The organism is Bradyrhizobium erythrophlei, from assembly GCF_042430365.1.
GTDB lineage: Bacteria > Pseudomonadota > Alphaproteobacteria > Rhizobiales > Xanthobacteraceae > Bradyrhizobium > Bradyrhizobium erythrophlei.
Genome location: NZ_JBHMET010000013.1, coordinates 1 through 14,774 on the forward strand (window position 1 = coordinate 1; position 14,774 = coordinate 14,774).

Here is a 14,774-nt window from a genome sequence, read left to right on the forward strand (position 1 = left end):
AAAGCAGCCTTGAATCTGATTTGCTCCTAAAAGGGAATCCTTAGAGTCCACACGACCTAGGGCGGGGCATTGACCGGACAGGCTCGCCAAAGCGGCGCGGTGAACTCAAGTCACAGATGGCTACAATCCGGACATACACCACGCGCACAAAAGCGGCGCGACCCAAGTGGGGCGCGCCGCCAGAATTCGTCTCAGGTCGCGCCGGCCTTCTGCGCGTATTCCCATGATGCCTTCGACAGCGGCACGGTGCGCTTGGCCGACTCGATGGCCTTGGCGTTCGCGGCGGTGCCGTCGCGGATCCGGCCCGCGATACCCTGCGTGATGCCCGCGAGGCGGAACAGGTTGTAGGAGAAGTACCAGTTGAGGTCCGGCACCGCGATGCCGGTGACGTTGCAGTAGATCTGCGCGGCTTCGTCCTGGCTCGGAATGTTCAGCGCCTTGAGGTCGGCGCCGGCCAGCCCCGGCATGGTCCACTGCATCAGGAGATAGGTGAAGTCGGCCATCGGATCGCCGAGCGTCGACAATTCCCAGTCCAGCACCGCCTGCACGCGCGGCTCGGTGGCGTGGAAGATCATGTTGTCGAGGCGATAGTCGCCATGGACGACCGACACGCGCTGCTGCTGCGGCACCGTCTTCGGCAGCCACTCGGCGAGCTTCTCGAACTCCGGGATGTGCTGGGTTTCCGACGCGCGGTATTGCTTGGTCCAGCGATCGACCTGGCGGGCAAAATAGTTGCCGGGCTTGCCGAAATCTCCAAGCCCGATCTTCTCGGGGTCGAGGACGTGCAGCTTCGCCAGCGTCTCGATCTTGCTGGTGAAGATTTTTCGGCGCGCGTCCGGCTCCTGGCTCGGCAGCGTCGGATCCCAGAACACCCGCCCCTCCTCCATCGACATGATGTAGAAGGCCGAGCCGACCACGGCGTCGTCGGTGCACAGCGCATAGGCTTTCGCGACCGGAAAGTTCTGCTTGCCGAGCGCGGCGATGACGCGGAACTCGCGATCGACCGCATGTGCCGACGGCAACAATTTACCGAACGGCCTGCGGCGCATCACATAGGAACGGCCGGGGGTTTCGAGCTTGTAGGTCGGATTGGATTGTCCGCCCTTGAATTGCAGGACTTTCAGCGGTCCCTGATAGCCCTCGACATGTTCCTTCATCCAGGCATCGAGGTTCGTCTCGTTGATACGATGACGCTCCTCGACTTCCCTTGTGCCGGAAAATTCCTCGTCTTTCCTGACGCCGTCCGCCACGATGACGCTCCCTTAACTCAGTTCTTGGGGAGCGCCATCGCAGGCGTCCCTAAATCAGGCTGGCACGCCAGCCTGATTTCTCTTTTCGTTTTGATCATGACCTTACGGAAAACCGGTGTCCACTTTTCCGGGTCATGCTCTAGTTGCTCTTGTTTGCATACTTCCGAAGTTCAAGTCTGGCAATGGCGCGATTGTGCACCTCGTCCGGACCGTCAGCCAGGCGCAGCGTGCGGATACCGGCATAGTCCTTGGCAAGCCCCGCCTCGTCGGACACGCCGGCGCCGCCATAGGCCTGGATCGCCTGATCGATGATCTTCAGCGCCATGTTGGGCGCCGCGACCTTGATCATCGCGATCTCGGCCTGCGCGGTCTTGTTGCCGACCTTGTCCATCATGTCGGCCGCCTTGAGGCACAACAGGCGCGTCATCTCGATGTCGGTGCGCGCCTCGCCGATGCGCTGCTCCCACACCGAATGCTCGATGATCTTCTTGCCGAACGCGGTGCGCGAGGCCAGCCGCTTCACCATCTTCTCGAGCGCCTCCTCGGCCTTGCCGATCGTGCGCATGCAGTGATGGATGCGGCCCGGACCGAGGCGGCCCTGCGCGATCTCGAAGCCGCGGCCCTCGCCGAGCAGGATGTTCTCCTTGGGCACGCGGACGTTCTCGAGCAGCACCTGGGCGTGGCCGTGCGGCGCATCGTCGAAGCCGAACACCGGCAGCATCTTCTCGACCTTGATGCCGGGCGTGTCGAGCGGCACCAGGATCTGCGACTGTTGCTGATGCGCGGCAGCGTTGAAATCGGTCTTGCCCATCAGGATCGCGATCTTGCAGCGGGGATCGCCGACGCCCGACGACCACCATTTGCGGCCGTTGATGACGTAGTGATCGCCGTCCTTATCGATCCGCGTCTCGATGTTGGTGGCATCGGACGAGGCCACCGCCGGCTCGGTCATCAGGAAGGCGGAGCGGATCTCGCCGTCCATCAGCGGGCGCAGCCATTTGCGCTTCTGCTCCTTGGTACCGTAGCGGATGAACACTTCCATGTTGCCGGTATCGGGTGCCGAGCAGTTGAACACCTCCGAAGCCCAGGAGATGCGGCCCATTTCTTCCGACAGCAGCGCGTATTCGAGGTTGGTCAATCCCGCGCCGTGGAATTCATCGTCCTCGTGCGAGGACGGCGGCATGAACATGTTCCAGAGGCCCTGAGCCTTCGCCTTCTTCTTCAGCTCCTCGATGATCGGGATCACCTTCCAGCGCGGACCCTCGGCATCCTGCTGGTCATGGATCGGCACCGCGGGACGGACATGATCCTTCATGAAGGCCTGTACGCGCTCAAGCCATTCCTTCTGCTTGGCCGACATCGTGAAATCCATGGGACGCTCCTCGTTTTCTAGACTTTGGGCCGCACTGTCCACCTCGCGCCCGCACGCCGCAAGGGCCGTTCACGGGAACACGCTGACGTGGTGTGCCAGAACGCCGCCCCGCGACATGCGGATTGACATTTCCGGCTCTTCAAACGATAGTTTCATACAAATGTTTGAAATGCAACTCCCACGATGGGGGTGACCCATGGCCAGCGACCAGACCCGGACCGCCATTCTCGCCGCCGCCGAGCGGCTCTACGCCGAGCGCGGCTTCGGCGACGTCACGCTGCGCGACATCGTCGCGGAGGCGAGCGTCAACCTCGCCGCGGTAAATTACCATTTCGGCTCCAAGGACGAGTTGATCGCGGAGCTGTTCGTCACGCGCAGCATCCAGACCAACCGCGAGCGGCTCAATGAATTGCGGGCGGCCGAGGAGAAAGGCGGCGGCCGCGCGTCGATCGAGGACATCATGCGCGCGTTGGTCGGCCCTCCCCTGCGCGGCTGCCTCGGTCCCGACCGCGAGGGCTCGACCGCCGCGCGCTTCATGATCCGTGCCTCGATCGAATCGGTGCCGCCGATCCGCCGCATCAAGAACCGCGAGGTCGATCATTTGCGCAAATTCGCCGCGGCGATGCGCCGCGCGATGCCCGGCCGCGACGACACCGAGCTCTACTGGGGCCTGCACTTCGCGCTTGCGATGGCCCACCACACCATCCGCGAGAAGGAGCGCCTATTGCGGCTGTCGGAAGGCAAATGCGACCTCGACGATGTGAAGGCGATCATCGACCGCGTGGTCGCAGTCACGGTGATGGCGCTGACGATGGGTGAAGCGCAGACAAAGCCGCCTGCCCGGGCGGCGGTGGCGCAGGGACGGCTGACGCGGCAGGATCTGTAGGAAGGCCCCGAGCTAGACCGTCGCGAAGCAGTCCTCGCCAACGTCCCAGTGTTCCAATGTCGTCCCGATTCTGATATAAACTTGAAGTTGCGAACAGTAATTGGGGCGAGGAAAACCCGCGGTGACTACTGGCTGACTCAACAGATTTGCCAATCAATTTGCTTGGCCGCTAGCGTTACTAAGACGACCGACGATCACCGACTCGTCGAGTACGTCTTCGCCGACATTAGGCATCGCGTCGTGGAGCGATTACAAGCTGCATACTACCCAGCCGTCAAAGAGTTCTGCCGAGGCCGGCGATTCCGACCAAGCAACGATCCATACTTTAAGCTGCTTCGCGAAGTGGGGCAGCAAGATTCATCTATTATCGACCTAAACGAGATGGCGAATTCGCGTCCAGAAGTTCGAGGCAGCATCAACAACATCAAAGAACATCGCCTACCCTTCAAGTTTGATCAGGCTGATCCTAGCTGGAGATCTCAGGTTGATGATGAGATCATCTATAAGCTGATCGACAAGCTGTCGGAGTAATAGCTGGACGACATATTCGGCTATGTTCGCTCGTCACATTCGACCCTAGAGTTCCGCCAAGGCACGTGAGCTGCAACCTCGCGCTAGACCATCGCGATACAGTCGATCTCGATATCGAACGGTCCGGTCCATTCCGGGATGCAGACGAAGATCCGCGCCGGCGGGTGGTGCGGGAAGTAGCGCGCGTAGATCGCGTTGAAAGCGGCGAAGTGTTTTGCCGAGGTGCAGAACACGTTGCACTTCATCACATTGTCGAGCGAGGCGCCTGCCGCCTCGAGGCAGCGGTTGAGCTGCGCCATCACGAACTCGCCCTGCCGCTCGATCGATGCGCCGGCCGCGATCTCGCCGGTGTCAGGATCGAACGGCGGCAGGCCGGAGACGAAGATCATGCTGCCGGCCCGCGTCACCGGCGAGGCCGGCGCCTTCCAGCGTTCCAGCCAGCTCGAGATCGGCTCGACACGGACGACTTCTCGTTTCATGGCGCGCACCTTCGATTGGGATCGATGGTGCCAGGCTAGCGCACGCTCTTTATGTGATGCTTCGAAGATGACCGAAGTGTTCAGGTAGGCTGCGTCGCTCTATCCCCGTCATCCTGAGGAGCGCGCTCTCGCGCGCGTCTCGAAGGATCGACGGCCACCAGCCGGGCCGTCGCCCTTCGAGGGCCGCTGAAGAAGCGGCCACCTCAGGGTGACGGGACATGTAGATCCGAATGGCCAACGAAATGCCAGCCGCTACACGATCCCCTGCGCCTTTAGCCCTTCGATCTTGGCCGCGTCGTAGCCGATGGTCGCCAGCACGTCCTTGGTGTCGGCGCCGAGCAGCGGCGGGGCGCGGTATTCGGTGATCGGCGTGCCCGAGAAGGTCAGCGCATTGCGGATCAATGACAGGTCATGTTCGAAGGGATGATCGACCTTGACCCGCATGCCGCGCGACTGGACGTGCGGGTCGTCGAACACCTGGGCAAAATCATTGATCGGGCCCGAGGGGACGCCGGCTTTCTCCAGCTCGTCCAGCCAGTAGGCGACCGGCTTCTTCAGGAACAGGCCGGCAAAGATCGCCATGATCTCCTTGCCGTGCACGACCCGGTCGTTGTTCTTGATGAAGCGCGGATCGGTCGCGAGCTCCGGTGCGCCGAGCACGGCGCAGGTGCGCTGGAACTGGCCGTCATTGCCGACCACCAGCATCAATTCGCCGTCGGTGCAGCGGAACACGCCGGCCGGCATGCCGCCATTGCCCCAGGTGCCGCGGCGCGGCGGCGTCTTGCCGTTGACGAGATAGATCTGGGCGTAGTGCGACAGCGCGGCGATCACGGTGTCGAACAGGCAGACGTCGACATGCTGCCCCTCCCCGCCATTGGCCTTGCGGTGATAAAGTGCGGCGAGGATGCCGATCGAGGAGTTCATGCCGGTCATGTAGTCGACGATCGAGGGGCCGACCTTCATCGGACCCGCGCCCGGCTCGCCGTCGAGATGGCCGGTGACGCTCATCAGGCCGCCCATCGCCTGCAGGATCGCGTCATAGCCGGCGCGCGGCGCGTAGGGGCCGGTCTGGCCGAAGCCGGTCACCGAGCAGTAGATGATGCCGGGGTTGAGCTTCTTGATGGTCTCGTAGTCGAGGCCGTAGCGCTTGAGGTCGCCGACCTTGTAGTTCTCCATCATCACGTCGACCGACTTCGCCAGCTCGCGGATGATCTCCTGCCCCTCGGGCTTGGCGATGTTGACGGTGACCGACTTCTTGTTGCGGTTGGCGCAGAGGTAGAACGAATTGTTGTTGTTCTGCTTGCCCTCGGGATCGGTGAGGTAGGGCGGGCCGAAGGCGCGGGCATCGTCGCCGCCGCCGGGCCGCTCGATCTTGATCACCTCGGCGCCGAGATCCGCCAGCATCTGGGCCGACAGCGGGCCCGCAAGCACGCGCGTCAGGTCGAGAATCTTGATGCCCGAGAGTGGCAGAGCCGACATGAAACCTTCCTCCGATATCTTGATTGTGTGGCCGGCGGACACCTTCCGCGCATGGCCGAGCTTGCCGATACACCATTTTGGTGTTGCGAGCACTGCATTGTCGGCATGAGGCCATCCGCCTGCGGCCTATGTGCGGCCTACCGGGCGGAATTTTGCTTGGAGGAACCGGCCCGCGCGCAGCGCGGACCGGCCTGTAACCTTAAGCCGCCAGTCGTAATGCCTCGGCGCAGCTCGCCCGTCGGCGGGCGCGTTATTGGCCCTTCCCCTGCACGAACGGGCAGCCGCCATCGGCGAGCGGGCGCCAGGCCTCGTCAGGCGAAATCGTCGCGACGACCTTTTCATAGTCCCATGGCTCGTGCGACTCGGCCGGCGACTTGGCCTGGACCAGATACATCGAACGCATCACCTGGCCGTCCTCGCGCACCTGCCCATTCTGCGTCATGAAGTCGTTGACCGGCAGCTTGCGCATCGCCGCGGCGACGGCGTCGGCATCGTCGGTTCCGGCGGCCTGCACCGCCTTCAGATAATGCATCACGCCGCTGTAGACGCCGGCCTGGATCATGGTCGGCGCCTGCCCGTTGCGGCGCGCCATGAAGCGGTGACCGAAGGTGCGCGTCGCCTCGTTCTGGGTCCAGGAGAACGACGTGGCATAGAGGATGCCCTGCGCGGCCTGAAGGCCGAGCGAATGCACGTCCGTGATCAACATCAGCAGCGCGACGATGCTCTGGTCGGCGGATCGCCCGATGCCGAACTCGGCCGCCTGCTTCAGGCTGTTGACGGTATCGCCGCCCGCGTTGGCCAGCGCGATCACCTTGGCCTTCGAGTTCTGCGCCTGAAGCAGGAACGACGACAGGTCGGAGGCTCCCAGCGGATGACGGACCGCGCCGACCACCTTGCTGCCGGCGGCCGCGACGAAGCCCGACGCATCGCGCTCCAGCGCGTGGCCGAAGGCATAATCGGCGGTGAGGAAGAACCATGTATCCGCGTGTTTCTTCAGCATCGCCTTGGTGACCGCGGAGGCTTCCGCATAGGTGCTGTAGGCAAAGTGGAAGCCGTAGGGCGAGCACTGCTTGCCGGTGAGGTCGGAGCTGCCGGGCCCCGAAATCACGAAGATGCGTTTCTTGTCGCGGGTGATGCCCTGGATGGCCAGCGCCGTCGCCGAATTGCCGCCGTCCGCGATCAGGTCGACGCCGTTCTCGTCGATCCAGCGCCGCACGATGATGGATGCAATATCGGGCTTGTTCTGATGATCGGCCGACACCAACTCGATCTTCTTGCCGAGCACGGTCGGACCGAAATCCTCGATCGCGAGCCGGGCCGCCTCCACCGATCCCTCGCCGCCGAGATCGGAATAGAGACCCGACATGTCGTTGATGACGCCGATGCGCACCACATCGCCGGAGACCTGGGCCGCCGCCGGTTGAGCCGCCGCCAGGCCGAGCAGCGCCGTGAGCGCAGCCGCAATCGATCGCCTTATTTCCATAAGGACTCCCTCCCGTCTTTTTTGTTGTGTTTGTGTCAGGCCGTCAGAAGCCCACTCGCTTTGACAAACGTGACCGCTTCATCGCCAAGCACCAGATCGATCGCCTCGCGCTCCCAGGCATCGTCGGCCGGCGCCAGCGGATCCTTCGGCGTCAGGCGATGCTCGAGCACAAAGCGTGACAGCAGGAGGCGCCTGGCGTCGATCTCCGGCTGGCAGCCCTCCCACGCCAGGACGATGGCCGATGCCGCGTGATAGAGTGCGCTGGCCGCAAGGCGGGCGGCATGCTCCGACTGGCGGTCCGCCGCCACGCGTTCGGCAAAGGCGATCGAGCGGTCGAGCGCGACGCGAAGGCGCTTGCCAAAACTCTCCGGCAGTTTCCTCGCCTCGCCGAGCCGCCGCTGCAGCGTCGCGACAAGCGCCTTGTGCGCGCCGCTCTTGCCGACCGCGCGCTGGATGATGTCGAGCGCGTTGATGTTGCTCGTGCCCTCCCAGAGTACGCCGATCTGGGCGTCGCGCACCAGCCGCGCCTGCACCCACTCCTCGATATAGCCGTTGCCGCCGCGCACCTCCATCGAACCGGTGGCGACCGGAATGTTGTCGCGGCAGGCGCGATATTTCAGCAGCGGCGTCAGGATACGGACCAGGTCCCTCGCCTCCGCCGCGCCGGCGTTCGCATCATCCATGGCGCGCGCGGCCACCATCGCCATCGACAATGCCTGCTCGGTCGGGACGATCAGCTTCATCAATTGGCGGCGAAGCAGCGGAAAATCGATCACGCGCTGACCGAAGGCAACGCGTGCCGCGGCGCTCACCTTGGCCTCGTTGACGCAGCGCCGCATCATTGCGGCCGCGCGCACGCCGTGCGACAGCCGCGACAGGTTTACCTGTTCCATCATCTGCTTCAGGCCTTGCGTCGGATCGCCGACGAGATAGGCGACAGCGTTGTCGAGGCGGATCTCGCCCGAGGCCATCGACTTGGTTCCGAGCTTGTCCTTGAGGCGGACGATCCGGTAGCTGTTGCGCCGGCCATCCTTCAGGCGACGCGGCAGCGCGAACAGCGCAAGGCCCTTGGTGCCGTCAGGCGCGCCCTCGGGTCGTGCCAGCATCAAGGCAACGTCGGCATCGGCGTGCGAGCAGAACCATTTGTCGCCGGTCAGGCGCCAGACGTCGCCGTCCCGCCGCGCGACCGTCTCGATGGCTCCGACATCCGAGCCGCCGGCGCGCTCGGTCATGAACTGCGTGCCCTTCCACAGCGTCGCCATGTCATCCGACAGCATCTTCGGCAGCAGGTAGGCCTTGAGATCGTCGGAGGCGAATTTGCGGATCAGGTGCGTCGAGGTGTCTGACACGCTGATCGGACACATCAGCCCGAACTCGGCCTGCACGTACAAATACTGGAAGGCGTATTTCGCAACTGATGGCAGCGGCCGATCCATGCCAAGCACACCGCCGCGATGGCTCATGGCGTGGAACTGGAAATCCCCGAAGGCGATCGCCTCCATCTCGCGATACGCGGGGTGATAGTCGATCCAGTCCTCGTCGCGGCCGAACGCGTCTCTCGGATTGAGCACCGGCGCGTGCTTGTCGGCGATCCTGGCCAGCCGGTCGAGCCTGCCGCCGGCCAGTTCGCCGAGGCGCCGGAAATGCGGTTCCAGCTTCTGGTGATCCTCGGGCGCGAGATACAGTCGGAGAAGGCCGCGAAGCGCGCGATCCAGATCATAGAAGTTGAGACCCGCACAATCGGGCGAGATGTGGCGGGCCGGATCCGACGGGTCAGCGGCAGCACCGCGATCGACTTGCACGCTCATCTGCATCGGAATTCTCCTTGGTTGTTCCGGGTCGACGTCACACCGCGCGTGACGACGCGCGGGATGCCGTGCATCTCGCTTCCGCGCACAAGATCGAGAACGATTGCGGCGCTGTCTACGGCTGGACCCCTGTGCGAAAATAATTCCAGATACGTGGAGGAAATACCGGCGCGAGCCGACCGCGCGCCCGCATCCCGTGGCCTGCCGACGCTTGACCTCCGTTGGTTTCGCGGCACACTCGGCGCGCAAAGGGCAGCCGATGCCCATATTGCGGCGCACCACAGACTCTCCTGCTCCCAAGGACACGGAACGGCGATCGATGAAAGGAGTCCGCTCCGATACGCAGCCCCCCTCCCGCCGCGGCCGCAGGCGGATCGTCGCCGAGCGGATTCGGGCTGATGTCGATGATCCCTCGGCCACCGTCATCGAGGCCAACCGGCACGAAAGGCTGTTTCGTGCCGCCGACGGCGAGACCGACCCGTCGGTCGTCAAGTCGGCGCACCGCGCCCTGCGCATCTTCGAATATTTCGCCGAGATCGAGCGGCCGGCGACCATGACCGAGATCGCGCGCCGCCTGAGCTACCCGACGTCGAGCACGTCGGCGCTCTTGAAGAGCCTCGTCGAACTCAGCTATCTCGATCATGACAAACGCACGCGGACCTATGTGCCGACGGTGCGCATCGCCCTGCTCGGCGGCTGGCTCAAGGATCAGACGCTTCCGGGCACCACGCTTGACGCCATCACGCGCGAGTTGCACGAGGCGACGCGGCTGACGACCTTCGTCGTCGCGCGCAATCAGCTCTACAGCCTGTACATTCGCGTGATCCAGGGGACGACGCCCGTCCGCTACTATCTCGAGCCCGGTGCGCGGCGACTATTGACCCATTCGACGCCGGGCCGCCTGTTCCTGAGCTTGATGAATGATGATGACGCAAGACGAATCGTTCAGCGCATCAATGCGGAAGAGACGCCGACGTCTCCTGTCAAATTCGCGGACATCCAACACGCGTTGACGAGCATCCGCCGGCAGGGCTTTGCCTACACCCGCAACATGGGCACGCCCGGTCTCAGCACGATTGCGATGCGGCTGACCGACTCGGACCGCATGCCGCCGCTTGTCATTGCGGTCGCCGGCCCCAGCGCGATCATATCGGCAGAGGCCAAGGCGATCATCGGAAAGATGCGCGAGCTGGTCGAACGGCAGTCGCCCGGCCTGCTTCCGCAAATCGATACCGACGCGCCACCGATCGAAACCTGAGCGATGGGGGCTGATCGGCGCTCGCGTCCGCTTTGCTTAGAAAGTGATGTGATCGCTGGGCGGCAGCGAAAGGCGCGATGGACCTATAGCCGACCTCCCGTGATCGAATGAGGCGGCGCTTCCACGGGACCGGTATCATTGCCGGTCGCCACTTTCCAGCTCGTTGCCGGGTTTCAGCGCCCGAGCCACGAACTCAGGGAGGACCGACTGATGAAGCAGCATTTGTGTTGCATAGCAGCGGGCTCACTGCTGTTGGCGCTTTCTGCCGGCGATCCCGCCTCGGCGCAGAAGCGCGGTGGCATCCTGCGGCTCGCCAGCCCGGCTAGCCCGGCCAACATGTCGATCCACGAGGCAGCGACCATCGTGGCCGAGATGCCGATGATGGGCGTGTTCAACAATCTCATCCTGTTCGACCAGCACAAGCCGCAGGTCAGCCTCGACACGATAGCCTCCGAGCTGGCGACAGACTGGTCGTGGAACGAGGACGACACCGCGCTGACCTTCCAGCTGCGTCAGGACGTCAAATGGCATGATGGCAAGCCGTTCACCGCCGCCGATGTCAAGTGCACCTTTGACCTGCTGCTCGATAAGCTGCCCGACAAGCTGCGGCTCAACCCGCGCAAGACCGCATTCGAGAACCTAACCGACGTCACGACGAACGGCAATTACGAGGTCACCTTCAAGCTGAAGCGGCCGCAGCCCGCCTTCCCGATGCTGCTTGCCGGCGGATTCTCGGCGATCTATCCCTGCCATGTCACTGCGGCGCAGATGCGCCAGCATCCGATCGGCACCGGCCCGTTCAAGTTCGTCGAGTTCAGGCCCAATGAAGGCATAAAAGTCACCCGCAATCGAGATTACTGGAAGAAGGACCGGCCGTATCTCGACGGGATCGAATACAGCATCATCCAGGAGCCATCGACTGCGGACCTGGCGTTTGTTTCCGGGAAGTTCGATATGACATTCCCGTTTGACCTGTCGGTTATCCGCTACAGCAACATGCGCGAGCGGGTGCCGGGTGCGCTGTGCGAGCTGTCGCCCGGCACGATTAACACCCACTTGCTGATCAACCGGACCCAGCCGCCGTTCGACAATCCCGATCTGCGGCGGGCGATGGCGCTGACGATCGACCGCAAGGCCTATGTCGATACGCTCGGCCAGGGTGAAGGCGAGATCGGCGGCATCCTGCAACCGCCCCCGGCCGGGTTGTGGGGCATGCCGGTGGACCAGATCGCCAAGCTGCCGGGGTACGGCCTCGACGTATACAAGAGCCGGGAAAAGGCCCGCGCCATGGTGCGAAAGCTCGGTTACGGCCCCGACAACCGGCTCAAGATCAAGGTGACGACGCGCGACTGGTCGATATACCGCGACCCGGCGGTGCTGCTGATTGATCAGCTCAAGCAGATCTATATCGACGGCGAACTCGAGCTCGTCGACACGCCGCAATACTTCCCGAAGATCCAGCGCAAGGAATACACGGTCGCGCTCAACTTGCAGACGGCGGGGCCCGATCCAGACCCGACCGTGCAGTTGTTCTACGGCTGCGGCTCGAACCTCAACTGGGACAATTATTGCAATCCCGAGCTGGACAAGATGATCGAGGCGCAATCACGCGAGGGTGACGCGGCCAAGCGCAAGCAGATGCTGTGGACGATCGAGCGTCAGCTCGCCAACGACGATGTGCGGCCGATCATTTACTACCGCCGCGGCGGCACCTGCGAGCGCCCCTACGTCAAGGGCCTGACGATCATGGTCAACAGCATCTTCAACAGCTGGCGCATGGAGGATGTCTGGCTCGACAAGTAGATGGATCGGCTCACAACGCTTCTGGACCGGCACCGGTTGCTTTTGGGGCAAAGCCGACATCAAATGGCAGCGAAAGCCGACAGACTTGGTCGAAAATGACCCCTGAGCCGACACGAGGCCGGTCGCAATTCCGCAGCGCAGCGCGCCGCTGACCGATCCTCGCCCATTTGTTATGCTGGGGACTTCTGGGCTATGGGCAGCGGCATGCAATTCGGCCAACTAAAGCGGCGCGAGTTCATCACGCTCATCGGCGGCGCGGCGGTATGGCCTCTTGCGGCGAGTGCGCAGCAGTCGGCGTTGCCGGTGATCGGTTTGCTCAGCAGCGTGCCATTCGAAACGCGCCGCGATCAGCTACTCGGATTTCACCGGGGCTTGAAGGAGTCCGGGTATGTCGAAGGCCAGAACGTGGCGATCGAATACCGCTCGGCGGACAATCAGACCGATCGATTGCGGGCCATGGCGGCGGAGTTGGTCAACCGCCGAGTGAATGTCATCGTCACCATTGGTGGCGACAATTCGATCCAGGCTGCAAAAGCCGCGACGACGACAATTCCCGTCGTCTTCGTCACTGGCTTCGACCCCATAGCCGCCGGCTTCGTTGCCAGCCTCAACCGGCCGGACGGCAATCTCACGGGCGTCAGCTTTCTTTTGGTCTTCACGGTCGCAAAACGACTGGAACTGCTCAGCGAACTCGTGCCCACCGCCGGGATGATTGGCATGCTGGTGAACCCGAACAATCCAAACGCCGAGTCCAACACGCGAGCCGCGCAGGCAGCAGCGGAGAAGCTTGGCAAGAAGCTTGTTGTCGTCAGGGCCGGCACCGAGCGCGACCTAGATACATCCTTTGCGACTTTGATCCGGGAGAAAGCCGAAGCGGTATTGGTCGACTCCGATCCCTTTTTCCTTGCCTGACGGGAGCAAATCGTTGCGCTAACGGCGCAGCATTCGCTGCCCGCGATCTTCTCGTATCGCGAGTTCGCTGCCCTCGGCGGCCTCATGAGCTATGGAACCAGTCTCTCGAACGCCTATCGTCAAGCCGCAGTGTATGCCGGCAAGATTCTCAAAGGTGAAAAGCCCGCCGATCTGCCTGTCGTACAGCCGACCTCATTCGAGTTGGTCGTCAACCTCAAGACTGCCAGGACGCTGGGTCTCAAGGTGCCGCTTGCCCTGCAAGCCGCCGCCGATGAAGTGATCGAATAGAGCTTCCTGTTGCTGCATTGCATATGTCGCTTATTGGCCCGAATGCGAAGTGTCGAAGGACGCCGCCGACGTCCGATGACAGCAATAAACCGGAAGCGACCGGCCGACAGTCAACGTGGAGCTTTTAACCCACAGCGGCAATGGGCCGTGTCAACGCGCCCACATGACTAACCGAAATGTGAAAAGCAAAATATGTTGCCGCTTTTCGCCGCGCGTTTTGCGTGTCACCATCCCTTCGAAACGACGGGAGGGTTGCCATGCGCTGGACTGTCTCGATCGGAGCGGCGCTTGTGGCCGGAGCGATGGCGTGGGGCGACGTAACGAGCGCTGCAGCGCCGGGCCCCAACTCTCAACAGGCCGACCCCAACGACAGTGTGTCGTCCGTTGACGTCGAGCTTGTGATCGCCGTCGATGTTTCCTATTCGATGGACTTGGACGAACTTGCCGTTCAGCGCGAGGGCTACGCGCAGGCCATCGTCTCGAAAGATTTCCTTCAGGCGATGAAGACCGGCCCCCACAGCAAGGTGGCAGTTACCTATTTCGAGTGGTCGGCTTCGAGCGACCAGAAGATCATCATTCCCTGGCGGTTGATCGACGGCCCGGAATCGGCGGATGCAGTAGCCAACGAAATCATGAGTGCGCCGGTTCGCCGGGGCTCGCGCACCTCGATCTCGGGTGCGATCTATTTCGCGATGCCGCTGTTTGATGAGGATCCCTATCACGGCTTGCGCCGCGTCATCGACATCTCCGGCGACGGCCCCAACAACAACGGCGCGCCCGTGACCGGCGCGCGGGACGAGGCACTGTCGAAGGGCATCGTCATCAACGGCCTGCCAATTATGGTGAAAGAGCCGTCCTATTCGACCATGGATATCGACAACCTCGATTGGTATTACGAGGACTGCGTGATCGGCGGCCCGGGCTCGTTTGTGGTACCGATCAAGGATCGGGAAAAATTCAAGGAGGCGATCCGCGCAAAACTCCTGCTCGAGGTCGCGGGCCGGACACTGGAGCGCCGGATCGTCCCGGCAACTGAGAAAAAGTCGCGGGTGCCCTGTTTGATCGGTGAAAAATTGTGGCAGGACCGCTGGGGCCGGTGAGGCCCGAGCCACCTTGGGTCAAAGGCCACGCCGATAACTCCGAGGACACCTAATTCGGCGTTCGCGGCGGAATCGTATTCTCTTGAAATTCCGCGGCTTCGGCCGGATACTTGAGCAAGGTCCTT

At 62.9% G+C, this 14,774-nt stretch carries 11 protein-coding genes and 1 pseudogene; 6 read left to right on the forward strand and 6 right to left on the reverse strand.

Annotated elements, in window-relative coordinates:
• Nucleotides 1-191: 191 nt before the first annotated feature.
• Together ACFFWD_RS01410 and ACFFWD_RS01415 are read right to left on the reverse strand one after the other, a co-directional pair.
• Nucleotides 192-1,250, reverse strand: coding sequence for a phosphotransferase family protein (locus ACFFWD_RS01410; protein WP_376960683.1), 1,059 nt, complete (start codon nucleotides 1,248-1,250; stop codon nucleotides 192-194).
• Between the two features lie 139 nt (nucleotides 1,251-1,389).
• Complete coding sequence (locus ACFFWD_RS01415; protein ID WP_376960685.1) at nucleotides 1,390-2,622, reverse strand: acyl-CoA dehydrogenase family protein; 1,233 nt, start codon at nucleotides 2,620-2,622, stop codon at nucleotides 1,390-1,392.
• A gap of 196 nt (nucleotides 2,623-2,818) precedes the next feature.
• Here ACFFWD_RS01415 and ACFFWD_RS01420 point away from each other — a divergent pair, with 196 nt between their 5' ends.
• Entirely contained in the window at nucleotides 2,819-3,508 is a 690-nt protein-coding gene (locus tag ACFFWD_RS01420) for a TetR/AcrR family transcriptional regulator (RefSeq protein ID WP_376960687.1), read from the forward strand.
• Nucleotides 3,509-3,589: 81 nt separating this feature from the next.
• A complete protein-coding gene (locus tag ACFFWD_RS01425; protein WP_376960689.1) occupies nucleotides 3,590-4,039 on the forward strand; it encodes a hypothetical protein in 450 nt (149 codons plus the stop codon).
• Between the two features lie 83 nt (nucleotides 4,040-4,122).
• Here ACFFWD_RS01425 and ACFFWD_RS01430 read toward each other — a convergent pair whose 3' ends face one another.
• The 4 genes from ACFFWD_RS01430 to ACFFWD_RS01445 form a co-directional block, all read right to left on the reverse strand.
• Nucleotides 4,123-4,518 carry a RidA family protein gene (locus tag ACFFWD_RS01430; protein ID WP_376960691.1) on the reverse strand — a complete coding sequence of 132 codons (396 nt, stop codon included), beginning with the start codon at nucleotides 4,516-4,518 and terminating at the stop codon, nucleotides 4,123-4,125.
• A gap of 252 nt (nucleotides 4,519-4,770) precedes the next feature.
• Nucleotides 4,771-5,997, reverse strand: a complete 1,227-nt coding sequence (locus ACFFWD_RS01435; RefSeq protein ID WP_376960693.1) for a CaiB/BaiF CoA transferase family protein — start codon at nucleotides 5,995-5,997, stop codon at nucleotides 4,771-4,773.
• 250 nt (nucleotides 5,998-6,247) lie between these two features.
• A complete protein-coding gene (locus ACFFWD_RS01440; protein WP_376960695.1) occupies nucleotides 6,248-7,480 on the reverse strand; it encodes an ABC transporter substrate-binding protein in 1,233 nt (410 codons plus the stop codon).
• A gap of 35 nt (nucleotides 7,481-7,515) precedes the next feature.
• Nucleotides 7,516-9,294, reverse strand: coding sequence for an acyl-CoA dehydrogenase family protein (locus ACFFWD_RS01445; RefSeq protein ID WP_376960697.1), 1,779 nt, complete (start codon nucleotides 9,292-9,294; stop codon nucleotides 7,516-7,518).
• A gap of 313 nt (nucleotides 9,295-9,607) precedes the next feature.
• Here ACFFWD_RS01445 and ACFFWD_RS01450 point away from each other — a divergent pair, with 313 nt between their 5' ends.
• The 4 genes and pseudogenes from ACFFWD_RS01450 (at nucleotide 9,608) to ACFFWD_RS01465 (ending at nucleotide 14,649) form a co-directional block, all read left to right on the forward strand.
• Complete coding sequence (locus tag ACFFWD_RS01450) at nucleotides 9,608-10,546, forward strand: IclR family transcriptional regulator (protein ID WP_376960699.1); 939 nt, start codon at nucleotides 9,608-9,610, stop codon at nucleotides 10,544-10,546.
• Between the two features lie 210 nt (nucleotides 10,547-10,756).
• Nucleotides 10,757-12,349: an ABC transporter substrate-binding protein gene (locus ACFFWD_RS01455; RefSeq protein ID WP_376960701.1), complete on the forward strand. Its 1,593-nt coding sequence runs from the start codon at nucleotides 10,757-10,759 to the stop codon at nucleotides 12,347-12,349.
• A gap of 204 nt (nucleotides 12,350-12,553) precedes the next feature.
• A pseudogene (locus ACFFWD_RS01460) lies at nucleotides 12,554-13,549 on the forward strand (ABC transporter substrate-binding protein).
• A 257-nt stretch (nucleotides 13,550-13,806) separates the two neighbouring features.
• Nucleotides 13,807-14,649 (forward strand): DUF1194 domain-containing protein, encoded by an 843-nt coding sequence (locus ACFFWD_RS01465; RefSeq protein ID WP_376960702.1) that lies wholly within the window; start codon nucleotides 13,807-13,809, stop codon nucleotides 14,647-14,649.
• Nucleotides 14,650-14,774: the final 125 nt, after the last annotated feature.

Coding starts and splice junctions, on each gene's coding strand:
- ACFFWD_RS01440 (WP_376960695.1), bottom strand. CDS start 7,480: ATGGAAATAAGGCGATCGATTGCGGCTGCGCTCACGGCGCTGCTCGGC.
- ACFFWD_RS01430 (WP_376960691.1), bottom strand. CDS start 4,518: ATGAAACGAGAAGTCGTCCGTGTCGAGCCGATCTCGAGCTGGCTGGAA.
- ACFFWD_RS01450 (WP_376960699.1), top strand. CDS start 9,608: ATGAAAGGAGTCCGCTCCGATACGCAGCCCCCCTCCCGCCGCGGCCGC.
- ACFFWD_RS01435 (WP_376960693.1), bottom strand. CDS start 5,997: ATGTCGGCTCTGCCACTCTCGGGCATCAAGATTCTCGACCTGACGCGC.
- ACFFWD_RS01415 (WP_376960685.1), bottom strand. CDS start 2,622: ATGGATTTCACGATGTCGGCCAAGCAGAAGGAATGGCTTGAGCGCGTA.
- ACFFWD_RS01445 (WP_376960697.1), bottom strand. CDS start 9,294: ATGCAGATGAGCGTGCAAGTCGATCGCGGTGCTGCCGCTGACCCGTCG.
- ACFFWD_RS01420 (WP_376960687.1), top strand. CDS start 2,819: ATGGCCAGCGACCAGACCCGGACCGCCATTCTCGCCGCCGCCGAGCGG.
- ACFFWD_RS01465 (WP_376960702.1), top strand. CDS start 13,807: ATGCGCTGGACTGTCTCGATCGGAGCGGCGCTTGTGGCCGGAGCGATG.
- ACFFWD_RS01455 (WP_376960701.1), top strand. CDS start 10,757: ATGAAGCAGCATTTGTGTTGCATAGCAGCGGGCTCACTGCTGTTGGCG.